Source organism: Escherichia sp. KTE159 (genome assembly GCF_000408805.1).
Lineage (GTDB): Bacteria > Pseudomonadota > Gammaproteobacteria > Enterobacterales > Enterobacteriaceae > Escherichia > Escherichia marmotae.
Genome location: NZ_KE137295.1, coordinates 74,199 through 97,911 on the forward strand (window position 1 = coordinate 74,199; position 23,713 = coordinate 97,911).

Consider the following 23,713-nt stretch of genomic DNA (forward strand, 5'->3'; position numbering starts at 1 on the left):
GCATCAGGCAATTGTGGGTTACGATGGCATCGCGATAGCCTGCTTCTCTTCAAGCAGCTTCTCGACCACGCCAGGATCGGCAAGCGTCGAGGTATCGCCCAGGTTGCTGGTATCGCCCGCCGCAATTTTGCGCAAAATACGGCGCATAATTTTGCCGGAGCGGGTTTTAGGCAGGGAGTCGGTCCAGTGCAGCACGTCTGGCGTCGCCAGCGGGCCAATCTCTTTACGCACCCAGTTGCGGACTTCTGCGTACAGTTCTGGTGACGGTTCCTCCCCGTGATTAAGCGTGACGTAGGCGTAAATCGCCTGGCCTTTAATATTGTGCGGAATACCGACCACCGCGGCTTCGGCTATCTTCGGATGCGAAACCAGCGCCGATTCAATCTCCGCAGTCCCCAGACGGTGACCAGAAACGTTCAGTACATCGTCCACACGCCCGGTGATCCAGTAATAACCATCTTCATCACGACGCGCGCCGTCGCCGCTGAAATACATATTTTTGAAGGTGGAGAAATAGGTCTGTTCAAAACGTTCATGATCGCCAAACAGCGTACGCGCCTGGCCCGGCCAGGAGTCAGTCATCACCAGGCTGCCTTCGGTCGCGCCCTCCAGCGGATTGCCTTCGTTATCTACCAGTGCCGGTTGCACACCGAAGAACGGACGCGTTGCCGAACCGGCTTTCAGTTCGGTAGCGCCAGGAAGTGGGGTAATCATGAAACCGCCGGTTTCGGTCTGCCACCATGTGTCGACCACCGGGCATTTCTCGTTGCCGATCTTCTTCCAGTACCACTCCCACGCTTCCGGGTTTATTGGCTCGCCTACTGAACCGAGAATGCGCAGCGACGAACGGTCGGTGCCTTCAATCGCTTTATCGCCTTCCGCCATCAGTGCGCGAATGGCTGTTGGCGCGGTATAGAGAATATTGACCTGATGCTTATCCACCACTTGCGCCATACGGGCAGGCGTCGGCCAGTTTGGCACACCTTCAAACATCAGCGTGGTCGCGCCGCAGGCCAGCGGGCCGTACAGCAAATAACTGTGCCCGGTAACCCAGCCCACATCGGCGGTACACCAGTAGATATCACCCGGATGATAATCAAAGACGTATTTAAAGGTGAGCGCCGCGTAAACCAGATAACCGCCGGTAGTGTGCAGCACGCCTTTCGGTTTTCCGGTAGAACCGGAGGTATAAAGAATAAACAGAGGATCTTCGGCGTTGACCTCTTCCGGCTGGTGCTGATCGCTGGCTTGCTCAACCAGGTCGTGCCACCACAGGTCGCGGCCTTCCTGCCAGCCGATTTTTCCGCCAGTACGCTTCAGTACAATGACATGTTCAACGCTGGTGACATTCGGGTTTTTCAGTGCGTCATCAACGTTTTTCTTCAGCGGAATGCTGCGCCCGGCACGCACGCCTTCATCAGAGGTGATCACCAGTCGTGAGTTAGAGTCGATAATGCGCCCGGCCACCGCTTCCGGTGAGAAGCCGCCGAAAATCACCGAATGCACCGCGCCAATACGGGCGCAGGCCAGCATTGCGACCGCAGCTTCCGGCACCATTGGCATATAAATCGCCACAACATCGCCTTTTTTAATGCCCAGCCCGAGCAGGGTATTGGCGAAGCGGCAAACGTCGCGATGCAGCTCTTTATAGCTGATATGTTTGCTCTGGCTGGCGTCGTCGCCTTCCCAGATGATGGCGGTACGATTGCCGTTTTCTTGTAAATGGCGATCAAGGCAGTTTGCCGCCAGATTCAGCGTGCCGTCTTCGTACCATTTAATCGAGACGTTACCCGGGGCAAAGGAGGTGTTTTTCACCTTCCGGTACGGTTTGATCCAGTCGAGAATTTTTCCCTGTTCGCCCCAAAAAGTATCTGGTGCGTTAATGGATTGTTGGTACATCGCCTCATACTGCTGAGGGTTTATCAGGCAATGGTCTGCGATGTTGGCAGGAATAGTGTGTTTGTGAATTTGACTCATGCTTTTGTTCTCCTTGTAGGATGTTAATAATATGTGGCATAAGCGTTAAATGTAGGGGTATTGGTAGTTTTGTTTAGTATTTGGGCGACAGATCACGCAAAAGCAGAATAGTGCAAATAAACGGCAGGGTATTTTTGAAGGTCACTAACAAAAGTTGATTAATTCTTTGAGGAACATGCAGTTATGCATACCGTTGGAAACGGGAAAAATACCGACTAACTCTAAAGTGGTATTTTACATGCACTTACAATTGATTAAAGACAACATTCAGAGTGTGGTTATTTGTTACACATAGGGGCGAGCAATGTCATGACAGTGTATGTGCGGTTACTGTTATGAAAAAACAATAAAAACTGCCATTGCCTCAATGGCAAAATTTGGATGAAGCCCCTATGACAAGGATAAAAATAAACGCACGCCGTTTCTTCAGCTTGTTGGTTCCTTTTTTCTTTCTCACTTCTGTTCACGCTGAACAAACGGCCGCTCCCGCGAAACCTGTAACTGTGGAAGCGAAGAATGAAACCTTTGCCCCGCAGCATCCCGATCAATATCTCTCCTGGAAAGCCACCTCGGAACAGTCAGAGCGTGTTGACGCACTGGCGGAAGATCCACGACTGGTGATCCTGTGGGCGGGGTATCCTTTCTCGCGCGATTACAACAAACCGCGCGGCCATGCCTACGCCGTTACCGATGTGCGCGAAACCCTGCGTACCGGTGCGCCGAAAAATGCCGAAGATGGCACGATGCCAATGGCCTGCTGGAGTTGTAAAAGCCCGGACGTGGCGCGTTTGATCCAGAAAGACGGAGAAGATGGTTACTTCCACGGTAAATGGGCGCGCGGGGGCCCGGAAATCGTCAACAACCTGGGCTGCGCTGACTGCCATAACACCGCTTCGCCAGAGTTCGCCAAAGGCAAACCAGAGTTAACTCTTTCCCGTCCGTATGCGGCACGTGCGATGGAAGCCATTGGTAAGCCTTTTGAGAAAGGTGGTCGTTTTGACCAGCAGTCGATGGTCTGCGGTCAGTGCCACGTGGAGTATTACTTTGACGGTAAAGATAAAGCCGTTAAATTCCCGTGGGATAACGGCATGAAAGTCGAAAATATGGAGCAGTATTACGACAAAATTGCCTTCTCCGACTGGACCAACTCCCTGTCGAAAACGCCGATGCTGAAAGCGCAACACCCGGAATATGAAACCTGGACTGCGGGCATTCATGGCAAAAACAACGTGACCTGCATCGACTGTCACATGCCGAAAGTGCAGAACGCGGAAGGCAAACTCTACACCGACCATAAAATTGGCAATCCGTTTGATAACTTCGCCCAGACTTGTGCGAACTGTCATACCCAGGACAAAGCCACGCTGCAAAAAGTGGTCGCGGAGCGTAAACAGTCGATTAATGACCTGAAAATCAAGGTTGAGGATCAACTGGTTCACGCTCACTTCGAAGCGAAAGCGGCACTGGATGCAGGCGCTACGGAAGCCGAGATGAAGCCGATTCAGGACGACATCCGTCATGCCCAGTGGCGTTGGGATCTGGCGATCGCTTCCCACGGCATTCATATGCATGCACCGGAAGAAGGTCTGCGGATGCTCGGCACGGCGATGGATAAAGCCGCTGATGCGCGTACCAAACTGGCGCGCCTGCTGGCGACCAAAGGTATCACCCATGAAATCCAGATCCCGGATATCTCGACCAAAGAGAAAGCCCAGCAGGCAATTGGCCTGAACATGGAACAAATCAAGGCCGAGAAGCAGGACTTTATCAAAACGGTGATCCCGCAGTGGGAAGAGCAGGCACGTAAAAACGGTCTGTTAAGCCAATAACCCCGTTCCGCCTCGCAAGGGGCGGAAAACACAATGGAGTGAATATGAGCGTATTACGTTCGTTATTAACTGCCGGGGTGCTGGCGTCGGGCCTGTTGTGGAGCCTGAACGGAATTACCGCTACCCCTGCAGCGCAGGTATCTGATGATCGCTACGAAGTTACCCAGCAGCGTAACCCGGACGCCGCCTGTCTGGACTGTCATAAGCCAGACACCGAAGGTATGCATGGCAAACATGCTTCCGTTATCAACCCGAATAACAAACTGCCGGTTACCTGCACCAACTGTCACGGCCAGCCGTCGCCGCAACATCGCGAAGGGGTGAAAGATGTGATGCGCTTTAACGAGCCGATGTACAACGTTGGAGAGCAGAACAGTGTCTGTATGTCCTGTCATCTACCGGAACAGTTGCAAAAAGCATTCTGGCCGCACGATGTTCATGTCACTAAAGTGGCGTGCGCCAGTTGTCATTCCCTGCATCCACAGCAAGATACGATGCAGACGTTAAGTGACAAAGGACGGATTAAGATTTGCGTCGATTGCCACAGCGATCAGCGCACCAATCCGAACTTTAACCCGGCGTCTGTTCCGTTGCTTAAGGAGCAGCCATGACCTGGTCTCGTCGCCAGTTTCTCACCGGCGTCGGCGTGCTGGCAGCCGTCAGCGGCACCGCAGGGCGCGTGGTGGCGAAAACGTTGAATATCAATGGCGTGCGTTACGGCATGGTGCATGACGAGTCGTTATGCATCGGCTGTACCGCCTGTATGGATGCTTGTCGGGAAGTGAACAAGGTGCCGGAAGGTGTTTCGCGCCTGACGATTATTCGCAGCGAGCCGCAGGGCGAATTTCCTGATGTGAAATATCGCTTCTTCCGTAAGTCTTGCCAGCACTGTGACCATGCGCCGTGCGTTGACGTCTGCCCGACCGGTGCATCTTTTCGCGATGCCGCCAGCGGGATTGTCGATGTTAATCCGGATCTCTGCGTCGGTTGTCAGTACTGCATCGCCGCCTGTCCGTACCGCGTGCGCTTTATCCATCCGGTCACGAAGACCGCGGACAAATGCGACTTCTGCCGTAAGACCAATTTGCAGGCCGGTAAGCTGCCCGCGTGCGTTGAGGCTTGCCCGACGAAGGCGCTGACATTTGGCAATCTGGATGATCCCAACAGTGAAATTTCAAAACTGCTGCGCCAGAAAACCACTTACCGCTACAAGCTGGCGCTGGGAACCAAGCCGAAGCTGTACCGCGTGCCGTTTAAATACGGGGAGGTAAGCCAATGACTCAGGCTTCCGCATTTCATTTTGAATCGCTGGTGTGGGACTGGCCGATTGCCATCTATCTGTTTTTAGTGGGAATTTCTGCGGGGTTGGTGACGCTGGCTGTGTTGCTGCGTCGTTTCTATCCACAGGTGGGCGGTGCAGACAGTACGTTGCTGCGTACCACGCTGTTTGTCGGGCCTGGCGCGGTGATCCTCGGTTTGTTGATCCTCGTCTTCCACCTGACGAAGCCGTGGACCTTCTGGAAACTGATGTTCCACTACAGTTTTACCTCGGTGATGTCGATGGGGGTGATGCTGTTTCAGCTCTACATGGTGGTGCTGGTGCTGTGGCTGGCGAAAATCTTTGAACAAGATTTGCTTGCCCTGCAACAACGCTGGTTGCCGAAGTTGGGGATCGTGCAAAAGGTTCTGACCCTGCTGACGCCTGTTCATCGCGGGCTGGAAACGCTGATGCTGGTGCTGGCGGTGTTGCTGGGGGCTTATACCGGTTTTCTGCTGTCGGCGCTGAAATCGTATCCGTTCCTCAATAACCCGATTCTGCCGGTGCTGTTCCTGTTCTCCGGCATCTCGTCCGGTGCGGCAGTGGCGCTGATCGCCATGGCGATACGCCAGCGCAATAACCCGCATTCCACGGAAGCGCACTTTGTTCACCGTATGGAAATACCCGTTGTATGGGGTGAAATCTTCCTGCTGGTGGCGTTTTTCGTCGGTCTGGCGTTGGGCGATGACGGTAAAGTGCGGGCGCTGGTGGCAGCATTGGGCGGCGGTTTCTGGACAGGGTGGTTCTGGCTTGGCGTTGTCGGGCTGGGGCTGATTGTGCCAATGCTGCTCAAACCGTGGGTGAATCGCAGTTCCGGCATTCCCGCCGTGCTGGCGGCGTGTGGAGCCAGCCTGATCGGTGTGTTGATGCTGCGCTTTTTCATTCTCTACGCTGGGCAGTTGACGGTGGCGTAGGCCAGAAAAGAGGTGGTTTCTGGACGTATTCCTTCCTGAAGTCGGTTTTCTGGCGTTGTTGTTAAGTCTCGGGGTCAACGTGTTGACCCCGTTGACGACCTTCGTGGGTGTGCGACTGCGCTGGCCTGCTATGATGCGGCTCACCAGCATCGGCACTCTGGCACAGTTCGCGCTCCTGCTGCTTGCCTTTGGCGTACTGACGTATTGTTTTCTCACCAGCGATTTCTCGGTTATTTATGTCGCTCAACATAGCTACAGTTTGCTGTCGTGGGAACTCAAACTGGCGGCGGTGTGGGGCGGTCATGAAGGTTCGTTGCTGCTTTGGGTGCTGTTGCTTTCCGCCTGGAGCGCGCTGTTTGCCTGGCATTATCGGCAGCAAACCGGGTCGCTATTTCCGCTCACGTTAGCCGTTTTATCTCTCATACTCGCCGCGCTGCTGCTGTTTGTGTTGCTGTGGTCTGATCCCTTTGTGCGCATATTCCCACCAGCAATCGAAGGCCGCGATCTCAATCCGATGCTGCAGCATCCAGGTCTTATCTTCCATCCGCCGCTGCTTTATCTCGGCTATGGCGGTTTGATGGTGGCGACGAGTGTGGCGCTGGCGAGTTTACTGCGCGGCGAGTTTGATGCAGCCAGCGCCCGTGTCTGCTGGCGATGGGCGCTGCCGGGGTGGTGTGCATTAACGGTGGGGATCATCCTCGGTTCCTGGTGGGCCTATTGTGAACTGGGTTGGGGCGGCTGGTGGTTCTGGGACCCGGTGGAAAACGCCTCCTTATTACCCTGGCTTTCTGCCACTGCGCTGCTGCACAGTTTGTCTCTGACTCGTCGGCAGGGAATTTTCCGCCACTGGTCGCTGTTGCTGGCGATAGTTACGCTGATGTTGTCGCTGCTGGGTACGTTGATTGTTCGTTCCGGCATTCTGGTTTCGGTTCATGCGTTCGCGCTGGATAACGTTCGCGCCGTGCCGCTGTTCAGCCTGTTTGCACTGATTAGCCTTGCGTCTTTGGCGCTGTATAGCTGGCGGGCACGGGACGGTGGCTCTGCGGTGCGTTTTTCGGGGTTATCGCGGGAAATGTTAATTCTCGCAACGCTGTTAATGTTTTGCGCGGTGCTGCTGATCGTACTGGTGGGAACGCTGTATCCGATGATTTACGGCCTGCTGGGCTGGGGGCGTCTCTCCGTTGGTGCGCCGTATTTTAATCGCGCGACATTACCGTTTGGTTTGTTGATGCTGGTGGTGATTGTGCTGGCGACGTATGTCTCTGGCAAACGTGCACCGCTTCCGGCGCTGCTGGCACATTCTGGCGTACTGTTATTTGCCGCCGGGATCGTGGTTTCCAGCATTAGCCGTCAGGAGATCAGCCTGAATTTACAGCCGGGTCAGCAGGTGACGCTGGCGGGTTACACCTTCCGTTTTGAACGCCTCGATCTGCAAGCCAAAGGCAATTACACCAGCGAAAAAGCGGTAGTGGCGCTGTTTGACCATCAGCAACGTATTGGTGAACTGACGCCGGAGCGGCGTTTTTATGAAGCGCGCCGTCAGCAAATGATGGAGCCGTCTATTTGCTGGAACGGCATCCATGACTGGTATGCAGTGATGGGGGAGAAAACTGGGCCAGATCGATACGCTTTTCGTTTGTATGTACAAAGCGGCGTGCGCTGGATCTGGGGGGGAGGGTTGTTGATGATTGCGGGTGCATTGCTAAGCGGATGGCGGGGGAGAAATCGCGATGAATAAATTGCTTCTCACGTTACTGTTGATATTTGCCTGTTTTGCACACGCCCAGGTCGTAGACACCTGGCAATTCGCCAATCTGCAACAACAGGAACAGGCGTTAAATATTGCCTGTCAGTTACGTTGCCCGCAGTGTCAGAATCAGAACTTACTGGAATCCAACGCGCCGGTGGCAGTCAGTATGCGTCATCAGGTTTACAAGATGGTGGCGGAGGGGAAAAGCAAAGCTGAGATTGTCGGCTGGATGACCGAACGCTACGGTGATTTTGTCCGCTATAACCCACCGCTGACCAGCCAGACGCTGCTCCTGTGGGCGCTGCCAGTGGTGTTGTTACTGCTGATGGCGCTGATCCTCTGGCGGGTGAGGGGGAAACGATGAAACAGCCTCAAGTGCCGGTAAAAACGCTGGTGGCGCTGGCGGTTGTGATGGCGCTGCTCTGTATCGGCGGTTATCTGTTAAGTCCGAAATGGCAGGCGGCACGTGCGGAGTATCTGCGCCAGCGCGATCCGTTACATCAGTTTGCCAGCCAGCAAACACCGGAGACACAGCTTCAGGCATTGCAGGATAAAATTCGCGCCAACCCGCAAAATAGCGAACAGTGGGCGCTGCTGGGCGAGTATTACCTGTGGCAAAACGATTACAGCAATTCGCTGCTGGCGTACCGTCAGGCGCTGCGACTGCGCGGTGAGAACGCTGAACTGTACGCGGCGCTGGCGACGGTGCTTTATTACCAGGCCAGCCAGCATATGACCGCCCAGGCTCGTGCGATGATCGACAAAGCCCTGGCGCTGGACGAAAACGAAATCACCGCCCTGATGCTGCTGGCTTCTGATGCGTTTATGCAGGCGAACTACGCGCAATCCATCGAACTATGGCAAAAAGTGATGGATCTCAACTCACCCAGGGTAAACCGGACACAGTTGGTTGAGTCGATTAATATGGCAAAACTGCTGCAGCGGCGATCGGATTAATCATCCGGAGCTGAAGATTATGTTATTGAGCTGCATAAAAATTAACCGAATGAACGCATTCAGAAAATAATCACCAATCAGTATTATTGCAAATTAAACAAATAAAAATCTTTCCATAACAAATGGTTATGCATTAATCTTGCCATAAACTCGCGTTATTATGCATTAATGCAGCGAAAAGCTCTGTTGTTAAAGGGTTGCGCAACATACCGCGCAAATGATACTGATCATAAGCGTTAAAAAAATCTACAAACCAACGCAACACAATTCATGCCCTGGCAGTATGTCACGTTCTCACGTTTTTGAACGGGAGAGCGGCGCTCCATTGAGGAAGTTATTCTGATGAAAAATATAAAATTCAGCCTGGCCTGGCAGATTCTGTTTGCTATGGTGCTGGGCATTCTCCTGGGAAGTTACCTGCACTACCATAGCGACAGCCGCGAATGGCTGGTCGTCAATTTGCTCTCTCCGGCGGGTGATATTTTTATCCACCTGATCAAAATGATTGTTGTGCCGATTGTTATCTCCACGCTGGTTGTTGGGATTGCAGGTGTTGGTGATGCTAAACAACTCGGACGAATTGGCGCGAAAACCATTATCTACTTCGAGGTGATCACCACCGTCGCTATCATTCTGGGGATCACTCTGGCGAACGTCTTCCAGCCCGGTTCCGGGGTGGATATGTCGCAGTTGGCGACTGTCGATATTTCGAAATATCAGAGCACCACGGAAGCGGTACAAAGCAGTTCCCACGGCATAATGGGCACTATTTTGTCGCTGGTGCCGACGAACATTGTGGCGTCGATGGCGAAAGGCGAAATGCTGCCGATCATCTTCTTCTCGGTGTTGTTTGGTCTGGGACTTTCCTCCCTGCCCGCGACGCATCGTGAACCGTTGGTGACCGTGTTCCGCTCCATCTCCGAAACCATGTTTAAAGTGACTCACATGGTGATGCGTTACGCGCCGATTGGTGTGTTTGCGTTGATTGCGGTGACAGTAGCTAACTTTGGTTTTTCTTCTCTGTGGCCGTTGGCGAAACTGGTGCTGCTGGTGCATTTTGCCATTCTGTTCTTTGCTCTGGTGGTGTTGGGAATTGTGGCGCGCCTGTGCGGGTTAAGCGTCTGGATCCTGATTCGTATTCTGAAAGACGAGCTGATTCTGGCGTACTCCACTGCCAGCTCTGAAAGTGTGCTGCCGCGGATTATCGAGAAGATGGAAGCCTACGGCGCACCAGCATCAATCACCAGTTTCGTGGTGCCAACTGGTTACTCCTTTAACCTCGATGGTTCGACGCTGTATCAAAGTATTGCCGCTATCTTCATCGCCCAGTTGTATGGCATTGACTTGTCCATCTGGCAGGAAATCATTCTGGTACTGACGCTGATGGTGACCTCGAAAGGGATTGCTGGCGTGCCGGGCGTGTCGTTTGTGGTGCTGCTGGCAACGCTGGGTAGCGTGGGGATCCCGCTGGAAGGCCTGGCGTTTATTGCCGGTGTTGACCGTATCCTCGATATGGCGCGTACTGCGCTGAACGTGGTGGGTAATGCGCTGGCGGTGCTGGTAATTGCCAAGTGGGAACACAAATTTGACCGCAAAAAGGCGATGGCCTACGAGCGTGAAGTGCTGGGCAAATTTGATAAGACGGCGGATCAGTAATTGAAGATTGCCGGGAAGTTATATCCACCCGGCAATGTGTGGATGCCTGATGCGACGCTTACCGCGTCTTATCAGGCCTACGCCAGACTGCACAATAGCCTGATTTAGCGTAATTTTTGTAGGTCGGATAAGGCGTTTACGCCGCATCCGACACCCCAATTTTAGCCATTAGTTAACTTTTCAAATTCTTCACATCCGGTATCAAACCCTTCCATACAGCTCAGGTTCAACCAGTGCAGCGCCTTTTGTTTGTTCTTCTCGATAAAACCTTCTTCACCGTTTAAGAACATCATTCCCGCCCAGTACTCGGAATACCCGGTACGGGAAATGGTAGAGCTACGCTTGAAATACCAGGTTGCTTTGTCATCGTCGGCCTTGATGCCCACGCCGTTGGCGTAAATTAAGCCAAGCAGCATTTGGGCATCAGCGGCGGAGTCGTTCGCCAAATCTTCCGAGGCGTTTTCTAACAGTGAAATCGCTTTCGGATAATCCGGTTTACCTGCCTGGGTATTAACCAGAATATGTGCCAGCGTCACTTCACCTTCTTTACTGCCCGCTTGCGCCGCTTTTTCGGCAAGCACTTTTGCTTGTGGATAGTCCAGACTGACCGGATTAGTGATTTTGATCTGCGCTAACAGCGCGCAGGCATCGGCATCACCGCTGTCAGCGGCTTTCTGTGCCCAATATTCGGCTTTGCTCAAGTCGCCGGAGCTAAACCAGCTATCGGCAAGAAAATATTGTGCGCGTTTATCTCCGGCCTCTGCTGCCTTTACATACTGGCTGCCTGGCTCGGAGTCGTCCGCGTGGGCAAAGAATGTCAAAAATAACATCAAAGTGATAATTTTTTTCATTTTGATAATGAGGTTTGGTAGGGTATAGACAGTATAAAGTGTTCGGATGGACAAAAAAACAACTGTAAAAAGACCTGCAGGCAGAATGATTTAATGCGATGTAAGGATTTTTAATCCATCCGATGCTCACCTTTTTCCAGAGCGTTGCGATCGAAAAATCGCTGAATTTTCCCCCCATCCATCATTGCCGCCCGGTCAGACATGTGCGCGATGACATCTGCATCGTGGCTGACCAGCAGATAGGTCATTTGGTGCTTCCGCTTCAGTTGATTCAACAAATTAAGAATTTCCGCTTGTACCGACATATCCAGTGCTGAGGTGGGTTCATCCAGCAGAAGAAGTTGTGGCCGTAATAATAGGGCGCGAGCAATAACCATACGTTGTCGCTGACCACCGGAAAGTTGATGCGGGTAGCGGCGAGCGGCGTCGGCAGGTAAACCAACTTGTTCCAGTGCGGTATGGACGTGTTTTTCTATTTCACGTTCACCACGGATTTTGAGCGGTTCAGCCAGCGTTCGCCACAACGTATGATTGGGATGCAATGAGGCATAGGGATCCTGAAACACCATTTGCACATTGCGGCGGAGATCGCCCTGAAAACGCATGCCTGGTTTGATGGTGTGCCCAAACAGCGATACCTGGCCGCGCCAGTCGCGCTGTAATCCGGCAATTACGCGCAAAATTGTGGATTTTCCACAGCCTGATTCGCCAATTAAGCTAAATGTTTCTCCGGCATTAACCGAAAAACTGGCGGCTGAAACTGCGGTTTTCTCAGCAAAAGTAACCTGCAAGTGATTAATTTCAACAATCGTCATGGTATTTCTCCGGCGTCATCGCCGTCCTGTCCAGCGTCGGCAGCATCTGTCCGTAAGTTTGCGCACTCGGGCGGCAAGTCCACAGTGTGCGCGTGTAAGGGTGTGTTGCTGTGGGTAGCGCATCGGCGCGCATTTCATCCACCTTACTTCCCTGATACATCACCAGCACCCGGTGGCAAAATTGGGCAACTAATGGCAGGTCGTGACTGATCAGCAGCATCGCCATCTGTCGTTGTTCACACAGGGTCACCAGCAGTTCCAGAATCTGATTGCGCAGGCGAACATCCAGTGCCGATGTTGGCTCATCGGCAATCAATACCCGGGGATTGTTGATGAGCGCAATTGCAATCATCACTCGCTGCCCCATCCCGCCAGAAAGTTCTCGTGGATAGCTTTGCAACACTCGCGTATTAAGGCCGACAGCCTGAATTGCGGTATTTATTTTCTCTTCTTTTTCGCGGCGACTCAGGCGTTGGTGAAGCGTAAGTGCCTCTTCCAGTTGCGCTTTCACAGTTTTCACAGGATTAAGTGCATAACGCGGATCTTGCAATACCATTGCGATATCGTTACCGCGCAGTTGTTGCCATCCACGCGAGTTAAGGGTGAGCGCATCACGACCCAGGATGTTAAGTGTGTCTGCGGTTACCACTCCGGGTTTGCGTACCAGCCCCATCAGGGCGCGGGCGGTCATGGACTTACCCGAACCTGACTCACCGACCAGCGCCAGACGCTCATTGCCTAATGTAAAACTGATATTGTTAACGACCCGGGAACCCGGATAGTCGATACAGAGATTGTTGATACTAAGGCGCGGATCAGTCATGTTGTGGCTCCAGAACATCGCGCAAGCCATCGCCCAGTAGATTAAAGGCCAGGCTGGCAATTAAGATAATTGCGCCGGGCGCGGCGGCAATCCACCATTGATCGAAAATGACCTGCATACCATCAGCGATCATGGCTCCCCATTCCGCCATTGGCGGACGAGCACCAAGACCAAGAAAACCCAGGCCAGCAGCCGCCAGAATGATGCCTGCTAAATCCAGCGCCAGGCGGACAATGGCCGATGGCAGGCACAATGGCAAAATATGACCAATAAGCAGACGCCAGCCGCGGATGCCCATCATCTCTGCAGCAGCAAGATAATCACTGTGTCGTAGACGTTGGATCTCACTGCGCGCCTGACGCGCATAAGCGGGCCAGGTGGTTAACGCCAGCGCCAGCGCGCCGTTAACCAGCCCCGGCCCCAGCATGGCAACGAAAGCAAAGGCCAGAATCAAACGCGGCATTGACATCACCACGTCAGTAAAACGCATCAGCACGCGTTCCAGCCAGCCGCCATAGTATCCGGATAAAATGCCAATCAGCAGACCGACCGGGAGTGTAATGATGGTCACCAGTGCCACCAGACCCAGCGCTGGTCGGCTGCCGTAGATTAAACGTGAAAGCAGATCTCGCCCGTAACTATCTGTTCCGAGCCAGTGCTGGCTACCCGGCGCTTGTAACCGTGCAGCCGCATCCTGCCAGTTAGGATCGTGAGGAGCCAGCCACGGCGCGAAGAGCGCAATTAGCATCAATAACAGGATAATTATCAAACCGCAGAACGCGGCGGGTGAATGACGCAAACGGCGTAAAAAGAGAAACATCGGCATCAGCGCAACCTCGGATCGGTCAGCCGGATCAGCAGGTCGGTGAGGTTATTTATCAACACAAAGCAGACGCCAATCAGCAATGTTCCCCCCATGATTGCTGTAGTGTCGCCCGCGAACAGCGCCGTGGTGAGATAGCGCCCAATGCCCGGCCATGAAAAGACAGTTTCTGTCAGTACCGCGCCTTCCAGCATCGATGTATAGGCGAGAGCGATAACGGTGAGCAAGGTGCCGCGAATGTTGGGCAAAACATGACGTAGCAAAATTGTCATCTCGCTGGCCCCTTTGGCGCGCGCCAGCAGAATATATTCTTTATTCATTTCGCCAAGACAAGCGGAACGTGTCAGGCGCGTAATACTGGCGAGTGAGAAGTACGCCAGTAATAAAACCGGCAGTATCAAATGGTTGATGGCATTGGTAAACGCCTCGCGATCGCCAGAAAGCCACGTATCAATCAGCGCAAATCCGCTGCGGGGTTCAATGGTGAATTGATAAATATCATCCAGCCGGCCCGGTCCGGCACTCCATTGCAGTCTGGCGTAAAACAGTGCCAGCATCAGCAGACCAAGCCCAAAAATGGGGACGGAATTTCCCAGCAGAGTCAGTGTCCGCACGGCGAAATCCAGCGGTGAACCGACATAACGGGCGCAAAGTACACCCGCAATAACGCCGACAACGGAGCCGACAATAAGCGCCAACGTCGCCAGTTCTAGGGTCGCCGGAAACGCCGATAGCAAGTCCTGGAGAACCGGTTGCCCGGTAGCGCTGGCAATGCCGAGATCGCCGTGAGCCAGATTCACCAGGTAATGCCAGAACTGGACGGCTAACGGTTGATCTAACCCTAACTGGTGGCGCACCTGATCATAGGTGGACTGGCTGGCGTGATCGCCAACGATTTGCAGTACCCGATCGACCGGTGAGAGGGCCGAAAGCGCAAAGGTAATCAGCAGCAGGCCGAGCAACGTCAGAGAGACGGTAAACAGTCCCTGCAAGAGCGCGAGCAGAGGGCGTTTGCCTCGCCATCTCGCGTGAGTGGAAAAAGCGGCAGACATGATCTTTCCATACAGTGAAAAATCAGCGACTGGTCTGCAGTGCGGACCAGCCCTGGTAACCGCGCCCGATAACGTTGTCGGGCGCGAGTGGCGTACAGGATTATTTGGTTACCTGATCAAACCAGACCATATCGGCATTCAATCCTTGTTGATAACCCTGCACATTATCACGCATGACAATTTGCGTTTTGCCTTGATCAATAAAGACATACGGGGAACTACGTTGCAGTTCTTGTTGCATTTTTTTATATAAATCAAGACGTTTAGCATTATCGGGTTCAGCGACTGCCGCCAGCGTTTCTTTGTTCAGTTCCGGGATTTTCCAGCTATTTAACCCGGCAACGGTGCTGGATTTGCCATCGTTATAGGCGAAAGAGCTGGCGTTGGAATGTGCGTCAAAATAATCAGGCAACCACATACGAATGGCCCCCTGATGCTGATGGGCGCGAACCCGTGAGTAAACCTGGCTCCCCGCGGCTGGCAGCAAATCCACTTTTACACCACCCTGAGCAAAGCTGGCCTGAATTGACTGCGCGATGGTAATAAATGGCGGTTTATTTTCGACATCAAGCGTGAAGTGCGGGTCTTTGATTCCAGCTTTAGCGAGGATCTCTTTTGCTTTGGCAGGATTAAAGGTGAACGGTGTCTCTTCCAGTGCTCCGGGGAAACCTACTGGCAGGAAACTTTGATGGGTAAAGTATTGTCCTTTCAGCAGATTTTTGGTGATGCCGTCGTAATCGACCAACCAGCGAGCAGCTTCCCAGAACGCAGGATTACTCATCAGCGGGTTATCCTTGTTACCGGTATTAAAGGCCAGATAGTTCTGCTCAGCGGAGGCAATACTCATCACTTTGACGCCAGGTTTACCCTGTAATGCATCAATTTGGTCTGCCCCCAGATCGCGAGCCATATCAGCATCGCCTTGTTGGATCAGCAGGCGACGCGTTGCAGGATCGGGAACATTTTTGATGATGACGCTTTTCAGCTTCGGTGCGCCGGTCGGTGAACTGGCGTTGGCTTCCATCACGATGGCCTGATGCGGTTGGTAGGTACGCATTTTAAACGCGCCGCTGCCAGCGGAATGCATCTTCAGCCATTCATTACCAAAGTCGTTATTTTTGGCGTTTGGCGCAACCAACTTCTCGTCAACAATTGAGGCAATTGGCGTAGAGAGAATATTCAGCGCCAGCGCCGGACTGACGTCAGCACTCCACTGTACCTGGACAGTATGGTCGTCGATTTTCTTCAACTGGCTGGCGATATTTTCCGGTTGCCAGCCCAGTACATTGAGAATAAACGCACCGGACTTATTCAGCGTGACGGCACGGACATAAGAGTAAATCACATCTTCCGGGCGCACCGGATTACCGGAGGCAAATTTCGCATCGCTTTTGAGTTTTATGGTCAGCGTTTTTGCTACAGGATCAGCCTGCCAGCTTTCGGCCAGAATCGGAGTGATTTTCGCGGGATCGTTACGATCCGGCTGCACAACGCGTTGATACAGGCTTGGTACAGTCTGAATACTGGAGAGTTCATTAGCTTCTGCCGGATCCAGACTCACAATATCATCCAGTCCCTGGGCAACAACCAACGTATTCGGCGGTGTCGCGGCAAAGGCGGTGGCGGAAATTGCGCTTAATACCAGTAAAGATAATAGTTTTTTAATCATATGCTTCCCAATCCCTGAAGTTACTTTGAGGTTATCAATACGCTATCTGACGGGGCATTACTGCATAAATTGCGCCAAAATATCCCTTTAATAGAGCATGTTAGACGGTCGATGATTTCTCACCTTGCCGAAATTTTAATCATCAAATGTAAAGTATTATTACGTTAGGTCGCGATGAGAATTGAGTAAAGATAATTCTCATTTGCACTTGTGATTGGATGAGAATAACAACGGAGAGGATGTCGCTGATAACCAGGATGGACTGGTCTGACTGCGCGGGTATGTATAAAAAATCCGGAAACGGATGAGCGTTCCCGGATTGATACAAAGGCGTTGGGTAATACCGTCGCCTTTAACGTGAGTTAAAGCGGTATTACGCCAGCGCCGCTTCGCGCAGGCGAGTTTTCAACTTGTTGTACTCGTCAATCACGTACTGCTCGGCGGCGCGCTGATCGGAAATCGGCTCGACGCGCACGGCGCAGTATTTGTACTCCGGCGTTTTGGTAATCGGGCTTAAGTTTTCGGTAACCAGCTCGTTACAGGCACCAATCCACCACTGGTAGGTCATGTAAATCGCCCCTTTGTTCGGACGATCGCTGACCTGCGCGCGGGTGATAATTTTGCCTTTACGCGAGTGCACCCAAACTAGTGCCTCATCTTCAATACCCAGACGTTTTGCGTCTTCGGTATTGATTTGTGCGTAGCCAGGTTCATCAGCCAGAGCTGCCAGTGCCGCACAGTTACCGGTCATCGAACGACAGGAGTAGTGCCCAACTTCACGCACCGTTGACAGTACCATTGGATACTCGTCGGTGAGTTTGTCGATTGGCGCTACCCAGTCGCAGGTGAAGAACTGCGCCAGGCCGTTCGGGGTATCAAACTTCTCTTTAAACAGATAAGAAGTCCCCTGATCGGCATCTGAAGTATCGCGGCAAGGCCACTGAATGAAGCCCAGTTCGCCCATTTTCTCGTAAGTCGCACCGTAGAAATCCGGGCACAGATGACGCAACTCATCCCAGATCTCCTGGGTATTGTTGTAGTGCATCGGATAACCCATACGGGTGGCAATTTCACTGATGATTTGCCAGTCCGTTTTCAGATCCCACTTCGGTTCAACCGCCTTGAAGAAACGCTGGAAACCACGGTCAGCCGCAGTATAGACACCTTCATGTTCGCCCCACGAGGTTGACGGTAAAATGACATCCGCCGCTGACGCAGTTTTGGTCATAAAGATGTCCTGGACGATGACCAGTTCCAGATCTTCAAAGGCTTTACGTACTGCCGACAGTTCCGCGTCAGTTTGCAGCGGATCTTCGCCCATAATGTACGCCGCACGGACTTCGCCATGCGCTGCGCGGTGCGGTAACTCGCTGATGCGGTAACCGGTATGGGCTGGCAGACTTTCTACACCCCAGGCTTTGGCGAATTTCTCGCGGTTAGCCGGATCTTTCACGTACTGATAGCCAGGATACGTATCTGGCAGTGCGCCCATATCGCAGGCACCCTGCACGTTGTTCTGACCACGAACCGGGTTAACGCCCGCATGCGGCTTACCGAGGTTACCAGTCAGCATTGCGAGGCTGGTCAGAGAACGCACGGTTTCCACGCCCTGATAGAACTGGGTAACACCCATGCCCCACAGAATGGATGCGCTTTCCGCCTGGGCATACATCCGCGCCGCCTGACGAATCTCACTGGCACTGACGCCGGTGATATCTTCAACCGATTCCGGCGTGTAGCCTTCAACGATTTTACGATACTCTTCAAAGCCTTCCGTACGGGAAGCGACGAACGCTTTGTCGTACAGATTTTCTTCAATAATGACATGGCCCATCGCATTTAACAGCGCGATGTTCGAGCCGTTTTTCAGTGCGATGTGCATGTCAGCAATGCGCGCAGTTTCAATTTTGCGCGGATCGCAGACGATAATTTTCGCCCCGTTACGTTTAGCGTTAATCACGTGATTCGCTACGATCGGGTGGGAATCCGCTGGGTTATACCCAAAGACGAACACTAAATCGGTATTATCAATTTCGTTAATGGCATTGCTCATTGCGCCGTTACCGACCGATTGGTGCAGACCTGCAACCGATGGGCCGTGTCAGACGCGAGCGCAGCAGTCAACGTTATTAGTACCAATAACGGCGCGCGCAAATTTTTGCATTACATAGTTGGTTTCGTTACCCGTACCGCGCGAGGAGCCGGTCGTCTGGATGGCATCCGGACCGTACTTCTCTTTGATGGCGCTCAGGCGCTCGGCAACGTAATTTAGTGCCTCATCCCAGGAAACAGGTTCGAGTTTGCCGCCACGCTGGCGACGGATCATGGGGGTTTTCAGGCGCGGGGTCAGGATCTGGGTATCGTTAATGAAATCCCAGCCATAATAACCCTTCAGACACAGAGTACCCTGGTTGGTTTTCCCCTGCGCTGCCTCCGCCCGGACGATTTTGCCGTTATCGACGACCAGGTTGATTTTGCAACCTGATGCGCAATATGGGCAAACCGTGACGACTTTTTTCATCGGTCTCGCTCCAGTTAATCAAATCACGCATACGCGCTCTCGACTACAGTATGCATCTTTTATGCCACCTTTTATTTGGGGACATTCCCTGATATTACGGGCGCTTTTTGTTCAAAACTCTGACGAAAAACAGGCTGTCGTCAGTTTTGACGTGACGAAACGATATGCCGCGTGACAGCCATCACGCGACGTCTGTTTTATTTCTTCTCAACGATCGGGGCAGCCTGATACCCGCCGCCCAGCGATTTCATCAACTGAATACTTTGAATCACGCGGCGACTATCCAGCATGAGTAAGGACATTTCTTCGGCAAGTACCGGCAACTGGGCTTCGGTTGCCTGTAAACGGCTGGTTAATCCACGTCTGTAGGCGGCGTCGGCGGCGCGCTGGGTGAAGCGAGTCGCTTCTACGCGTTCTGCCTGCATCTCCCGTTCTTCATTCAGCGTTTGCAAACGCGTGCCATTGACTGCAACGTCGCGCACCGCGTTCAGTACTGACTGGTTGTAACGTTCAATCATTATGTTGCTGGCGGCGCGCGTGCCTTCGAGATTGGCATTCAGGCGTCCACCGTCAAACAGCGGCAATTTCAGACCTGGTATGAAGTTGAACTGGCGGCTGGTTTTTTTGAACAAGGTGTCCAGGTGAATGGAATCCAGTCCGAAAAACGCTTTGATATCAAAGCTCGGGTAGAACAGCGCCCGTGCGGAATCCACCTGATTTAATGACGCCTGAACATACCAGCGCATGGCTTGCAGATCCGGACGTCTGGCGAGCAACTCATAAGAGAGCGTCGCCGGAATGCCAGTCTGTACTTGCGGTAACGCCACCGGTTTGATCTCTGGCATATCGCTGGCTCCCGCGCCAATCAATGCGCGCAGGGATTCTCGCGTTTCGGTGATTTGCCCTTTGACGGCAGCAATTTGTTTATCGACCGCCAGAATCTGTGCCCGCGCGCCGTGGAAAGGCACTTGCGCTTCCAGACCATGCGTCACTTTACTCTGGTGCGCTCTCACCGCGTAATCAATCACACTGCGGGTTTGTTCTAACAGATCGAGCATCTGGTAGCTGGCCTGCATACTGTAATAAAGCTGCGCCACGCCAGTGGTCAGCGATAACTCCACCGCTGCGGTTTCTGCCAGAGCCGCGTTATGCGCGCCAATGGCGGCAGCAAGCGCTGAGCGATGCACACCCCACAAATCGAGATCCAGTCCAGCAAACAAACCTACTGTAGCTTCGGTATAGTACGGCCCGTCCATTCCCAGTGCGGGCGCATCCATCGCATAAGGGCTTAAAAAGCCGTTTGCCGAAACGCGCTGGCGGTTAAGCATCCCTAACGCCGCAACCTGTAATTGTGAACCGGCATCTAACAAATCAGCTTGCGACTGCGTTTTTTCCTCCCGCAATTTCGCTTCAGCGAGGGTGTGCGAACCGCTTAACGTCCGTTGGATCAGCGCATCCAGTTGTGGATCATGAAACTGTTTCCACCACTGTGCTTGTGGCCAACCGGAACTGGCCAGATGGATATCATCGGCAAGTTTGATTTGCTCTGGTTCAAGTTGTTGATGAGGGGCTGAATCCTTACGCACCAACGCACAACCGGAAATCAGCGTCGCGCTGCCGAGAATGCTGCACAACAACAAGCGTGAAAGTTGACGATTGATCATTGAGTGGCTCCTTGTGCCTGTTCCGTGGCGGGCGTTAATGCCGGGGCAGTCCAGTCTGGCAAGTGGGCGATGAGCTGACAGACGTGTTGCTCCTGTTTTAATAAGGTGGGCAGGATGGCCTGCGAGGCAGGTGTCTCTTCAAGCGCTATCACTGGCGAATGGCTGATTGTGGTTGCCAGACCCGTGGAGTATTTCTCCAGCGCCTCAGCAAACTGGCTTGCCCTGTCCGGCTGGAGCGCGTGATCCAGTGCCTGCGCCGAGTTCCAGGTAGCGTCCCAGGCGTGAAGAAGGTCACGGCTCTGGCGAATCACTGTTTGCGAACGTTCAACCAACAAAGCACGCTCTGAGTTATCTAGTTGACGCTCCAGCGCCACACGTTGACACATCTCTTCACAGGCATTAATCGCTGCATGCAGACCAATACGAATTTGTATATAGGTACGCAGCGTTGTAGCTTCCTGCTGGCGAGGAATACGCATCAGTTTGCTTAACATACCCAGCGCGCCAGCCAGTTTTTGCGGTAGTGTGCGCGCTTCGCTTTCAGGCCAGACAAAGGTGTAAATCACTGCCGATACCGCAGTGCCGATAAGAATACCGATGGCGCGATCGCGTATTTCCACCAGGTCATACACCGGACCAAAAACGTTTTCGAGTGTGGCGAGCGCGAAGGTCACCACCATCTGCGTTCCGATATAAGAAGAACGTTCAGAGCTGGTGGCAACCCACGCCCCCAACAGGAAAATCGGTGCCAGCACAAACAGCAATTCGACAATATTGTCCAGCCAGGGGATGACTAAAATGGTCATTAGCAGCGCCAGAATTGCCCCACAAAAAGCCCCGCCAAAACGCAACGCCATCTTCTGGTACGATGAACCAACATTTGGGTTAGCGACGATCACGCAGGTCAACATACAGGTGTGAATGCCTTCCCAGTCCACGCCGCTATAGAAGGTGTAACAGATTAAACAGGCCAGCAGCGTTTTCACTGCATAGCGCATATAGTCCGGATTGGTAAAGGCATCGGGTACAAATGAAGGTGGTTTGGCGGCGGGTGTCGGCGGCGTATGCGGGTCCATCTGACCAAGCTGTAACAGCGTCTGGCAGATATTCTCCAGGTTACATTCCCGCGCCGCCATTGCTTCCTCTTCACTTAGCCGCCAGTTGCTTTTCCAGCATTGACCTTGTGCAATAGCATGTTGCAGTTTGTTGATTTCCAGGGCTAGTTTTTGCCGGAACTCAATGATTGCCAGCGAGTCAGCAAACGCGGTGGGATCGTAGCGATTCAGCGTCGAGTAAATGTAGGTTACCGTTGCCACGCAGCTTTGCCACCATGCGCTATGGGTTCGCCAGTCGGCGTCATCCGCGAGGCAAAAGACACTGAGTTTTTGCAGCGCCAGCGCCTCTCTTTCAATCCGCGTTTCAGGTAGTGGCGTGAGGCTTTCTGTCATGTGGCTTACCGCTTCATCAAGTCGGTCATTAATTGCCTGATGCATTTGCGTGATGGCGCGGCTGGGAAACCACAACACGCCGATTAACGTCATCAATAACGTCGGGTAGAGGCCGACAACAATACACCACAGCGTTAAGCGCACGACGACTTCCGGATAATCGAGCATGGCGGGGAAGGTTTGCCCGTAAATGGCGACGATAGCGACGGCAAAAAAGACCAGCCCCAGCCGATGGGTGCGCATCAAAAACATACAGCCCATCAGGATCGGCCCGGCGATGATCAGTCTGATCAACGGTTCGCTGTAAGACCATTTGTAGATCAAAAACAGGCTGCCGATCTCCAGCACTGTGGCGACCACAAACAGGAACGCCACAAATTTGGTGTAAAACGCGTTCGACTGAATACCGTAAAACAGCACTGCCAGTGATAACGCCACGAAGGGGATCTCGAAGGTCATCGAGATTAGCACTACCAGCAGGCAGCCTACCCAGAGCTGCACGGTCTGCGGCACGCGACCTGGCCGTTGCTCGCTTAGCTCTTCATGAAAGAACGCCAGCAGCCTGACCACCGGTAATGGCAGGGAGTTGAGGGCGCTCATTATTGCGGCTCAAGATTAGCGACTGCCGATGCGCCGATACGGAACATTTCCGGGTCAGGTTTATCGACCATGATTTTGACCGGAAAACGCTGGGCAACGCGGACCCAGTTAATAGAACGAGACACTTTCGGCAGACCGCCAAGCACCAGACCACCATCATCCGGCAACACACCGTAGCCAATGGAATCTACTTTACCTTCGAAGGTTTTGCCGCTGTCGCTCATCAGGCGAATTGTCGCAGGCGTACCGGCATGAATGTTTTTCAGATCGGTTTCGCGGAAGTTGGCGATCACGTACCAGTGACGGGTGTCGATTAGCGTGAAAATAGGATGCATCGCGGAGGCAAATTGCCCAACCGAGGTTTTGAGGGAAATCACCCGACCATCGAACGGTGCGCGAACGGTGGCCATTTCCAGATGCAGTTTGGTCAGGGCAATATCCGCTTCGACCGCCGCGCGTTGCGCGACCAGTGCATCGACGCCGCTAACGGCGCTGGCGGCTGACTGTGCCTGCAACAATACAGCATTAAGATCGGCTTCTGCCGCACGCTGTGCGGTTCTCGCGCGGTCTACATCTTCCGCAGAGACAAAACCTTCCTTCAGTAGCGGCTCGGTACGGCGTAATGTATCGTTGGCCTGTTTGGCAGCGGCGCGAGCTTTTTCTACCGTGGCGTTAACCGAGTCAGCACCGAACTGTTGGGCATTAACGCTACGCTGAGTGAGCATAATTTGCTTATCCAGCGCGGCGAGGGAAGCTTCGGCTTTCGCCAGATTAGCTTCGTACGGGCGCGGGTCGATGCGAAACAGTAAATCACCTTGTTTAACTGCCTGGTTGTCGGTGACTGCCAGTTCTACAATGCGACCGCTGACTTCCGGTACTACATCAATGGTATCGGCTGACGCGTAAGCGTCGTTAGTTGATGGCGCACTGTCGACGCGCCAGATAACAAAAACAGCGGCAACCAGTGCCAGCGCAACCACCAGCAGGGCAGGGAATTTACTGCGAGGAGCTTTTTTCGGCGTACTTTCCATGAGCGCATCTCAAAA

19 protein-coding genes are annotated in these 23,713 nt (G+C 53.1%); 8 read left to right on the top strand and 11 right to left on the bottom strand.

Going from position 1 to position 23,713, the window contains the following annotated elements:
- Window positions 1–18: 18 nt before the first annotated feature.
- Window positions 19–1,977 (bottom strand): acetate--CoA ligase, encoded by a 1,959-nt coding sequence (gene acs / locus A31E_RS02730; RefSeq protein ID WP_016249472.1) that lies wholly within the window; start codon window positions 1,975–1,977, stop codon window positions 19–21.
- A 392-nt stretch (window positions 1,978–2,369) separates the two neighbouring features.
- Here acs and nrfA point away from each other — a divergent pair, with 392 nt between their 5' ends.
- From nrfA to gltP, 8 genes are all read left to right on the top strand, one after another.
- Window positions 2,370–3,806 (top strand): ammonia-forming nitrite reductase cytochrome c552 subunit, encoded by a 1,437-nt coding sequence (nrfA, locus tag A31E_RS02725; protein WP_000196871.1) that lies wholly within the window; start codon window positions 2,370–2,372, stop codon window positions 3,804–3,806.
- Window positions 3,807–3,850: 44 nt separating this feature from the next.
- Window positions 3,851–4,417 (top strand): cytochrome c nitrite reductase pentaheme subunit, encoded by a 567-nt coding sequence (gene nrfB, locus A31E_RS02720; protein WP_010377524.1) that lies wholly within the window; start codon window positions 3,851–3,853, stop codon window positions 4,415–4,417.
- Window positions 4,414–5,085, top strand: a complete 672-nt coding sequence (gene nrfC / locus A31E_RS02715) for a cytochrome c nitrite reductase Fe-S protein (RefSeq protein WP_000220276.1) — start codon at window positions 4,414–4,416, stop codon at window positions 5,083–5,085. Before nrfB ends, nrfC begins: the two co-directional genes overlap by 4 nt.
- Window positions 5,082–6,038, top strand: a complete 957-nt coding sequence (nrfD, locus tag A31E_RS02710; RefSeq protein WP_001517578.1) for a cytochrome c nitrite reductase subunit NrfD — start codon at window positions 5,082–5,084, stop codon at window positions 6,036–6,038. Before nrfC ends, nrfD begins: the two co-directional genes overlap by 4 nt.
- Before the next feature lie 19 nt (window positions 6,039–6,057).
- Complete coding sequence (locus A31E_RS02705) at window positions 6,058–7,776, top strand: heme lyase CcmF/NrfE family subunit (RefSeq protein WP_071990857.1); 1,719 nt, start codon at window positions 6,058–6,060, stop codon at window positions 7,774–7,776.
- On the top strand, window positions 7,769–8,152 hold the full coding sequence (gene nrfF, locus A31E_RS02700; RefSeq protein WP_016249474.1) for a heme lyase NrfEFG subunit NrfF: 384 nt from the start codon (window positions 7,769–7,771) through the stop codon (window positions 8,150–8,152). The genes A31E_RS02705 and nrfF overlap by 8 nt, the downstream gene beginning before the upstream one ends.
- Window positions 8,149–8,745 carry a heme lyase NrfEFG subunit NrfG gene (gene nrfG / locus A31E_RS02695; protein WP_000812997.1) on the top strand — a complete coding sequence of 199 codons (597 nt, stop codon included), beginning with the start codon at window positions 8,149–8,151 and terminating at the stop codon, window positions 8,743–8,745. The genes nrfF and nrfG overlap by 4 nt, the downstream gene beginning before the upstream one ends.
- Window positions 8,746–9,087: 342 nt before the next feature.
- Window positions 9,088–10,401, top strand: coding sequence for a glutamate/aspartate:proton symporter GltP (gene gltP, locus A31E_RS02690; protein WP_000789606.1), 1,314 nt, complete (start codon window positions 9,088–9,090; stop codon window positions 10,399–10,401).
- A gap of 161 nt (window positions 10,402–10,562) precedes the next feature.
- Here gltP and yjcO read toward each other — a convergent pair whose 3' ends face one another.
- From yjcO to mdtN, 10 genes are all read right to left on the bottom strand, one after another.
- The gene (gene yjcO, locus A31E_RS02685) at window positions 10,563–11,252 is read right to left on the bottom strand and encodes a Sel1 family TPR-like repeat protein YjcO (RefSeq protein WP_016249475.1); all 690 of its coding nucleotides are present in this window, start codon (window positions 11,250–11,252) and stop codon (window positions 10,563–10,565) included.
- A gap of 110 nt (window positions 11,253–11,362) precedes the next feature.
- Window positions 11,363–12,067, bottom strand: coding sequence for an ABC transporter ATP-binding protein (locus A31E_RS02680; RefSeq protein WP_000156932.1), 705 nt, complete (start codon window positions 12,065–12,067; stop codon window positions 11,363–11,365).
- The gene (locus tag A31E_RS02675) at window positions 12,054–12,890 is read right to left on the bottom strand and encodes an ABC transporter ATP-binding protein (protein WP_016249476.1); all 837 of its coding nucleotides are present in this window, start codon (window positions 12,888–12,890) and stop codon (window positions 12,054–12,056) included. The genes A31E_RS02680 and A31E_RS02675 overlap by 14 nt, the downstream gene beginning before the upstream one ends.
- The gene (locus tag A31E_RS02670) at window positions 12,883–13,716 is read right to left on the bottom strand and encodes an ABC transporter permease (RefSeq protein ID WP_001131973.1); all 834 of its coding nucleotides are present in this window, start codon (window positions 13,714–13,716) and stop codon (window positions 12,883–12,885) included. The genes A31E_RS02675 and A31E_RS02670 overlap by 8 nt, the downstream gene beginning before the upstream one ends.
- Window positions 13,716–14,765 carry an ABC transporter permease gene (locus A31E_RS02665; RefSeq protein ID WP_016249477.1) on the bottom strand — a complete coding sequence of 350 codons (1,050 nt, stop codon included), beginning with the start codon at window positions 14,763–14,765 and terminating at the stop codon, window positions 13,716–13,718. The genes A31E_RS02670 and A31E_RS02665 overlap by 1 nt, the downstream gene beginning before the upstream one ends.
- A 100-nt stretch (window positions 14,766–14,865) precedes the next feature.
- A complete protein-coding gene (locus A31E_RS02660; RefSeq protein ID WP_016249478.1) occupies window positions 14,866–16,434 on the bottom strand; it encodes an ABC transporter substrate-binding protein in 1,569 nt (522 codons plus the stop codon).
- Between the two features lie 373 nt (window positions 16,435–16,807).
- A complete protein-coding gene (fdhF, locus tag A31E_RS02655) occupies window positions 16,808–18,955 on the bottom strand; it encodes a formate dehydrogenase subunit alpha (RefSeq protein WP_077627668.1) in 2,148 nt (715 codons plus the stop codon).
- 197 nt (window positions 18,956–19,152) lie between these two features.
- A complete protein-coding gene (mdtP, locus tag A31E_RS02645; protein ID WP_016249479.1) occupies window positions 19,153–20,619 on the bottom strand; it encodes a multidrug efflux transporter outer membrane subunit MdtP in 1,467 nt (488 codons plus the stop codon).
- Window positions 20,616–22,667 (bottom strand): multidrug efflux transporter permease subunit MdtO, encoded by a 2,052-nt coding sequence (mdtO, locus tag A31E_RS02640; protein WP_016249480.1) that lies wholly within the window; start codon window positions 22,665–22,667, stop codon window positions 20,616–20,618. Before mdtO ends, mdtP begins: the two co-directional genes overlap by 4 nt.
- Window positions 22,667–23,698 carry a multidrug efflux transporter periplasmic adaptor subunit MdtN gene (gene mdtN / locus A31E_RS02635; RefSeq protein ID WP_000446339.1) on the bottom strand — a complete coding sequence of 344 codons (1,032 nt, stop codon included), beginning with the start codon at window positions 23,696–23,698 and terminating at the stop codon, window positions 22,667–22,669. The genes mdtO and mdtN overlap by 1 nt, the downstream gene beginning before the upstream one ends.
- Window positions 23,699–23,713: the final 15 nt, after the last annotated feature.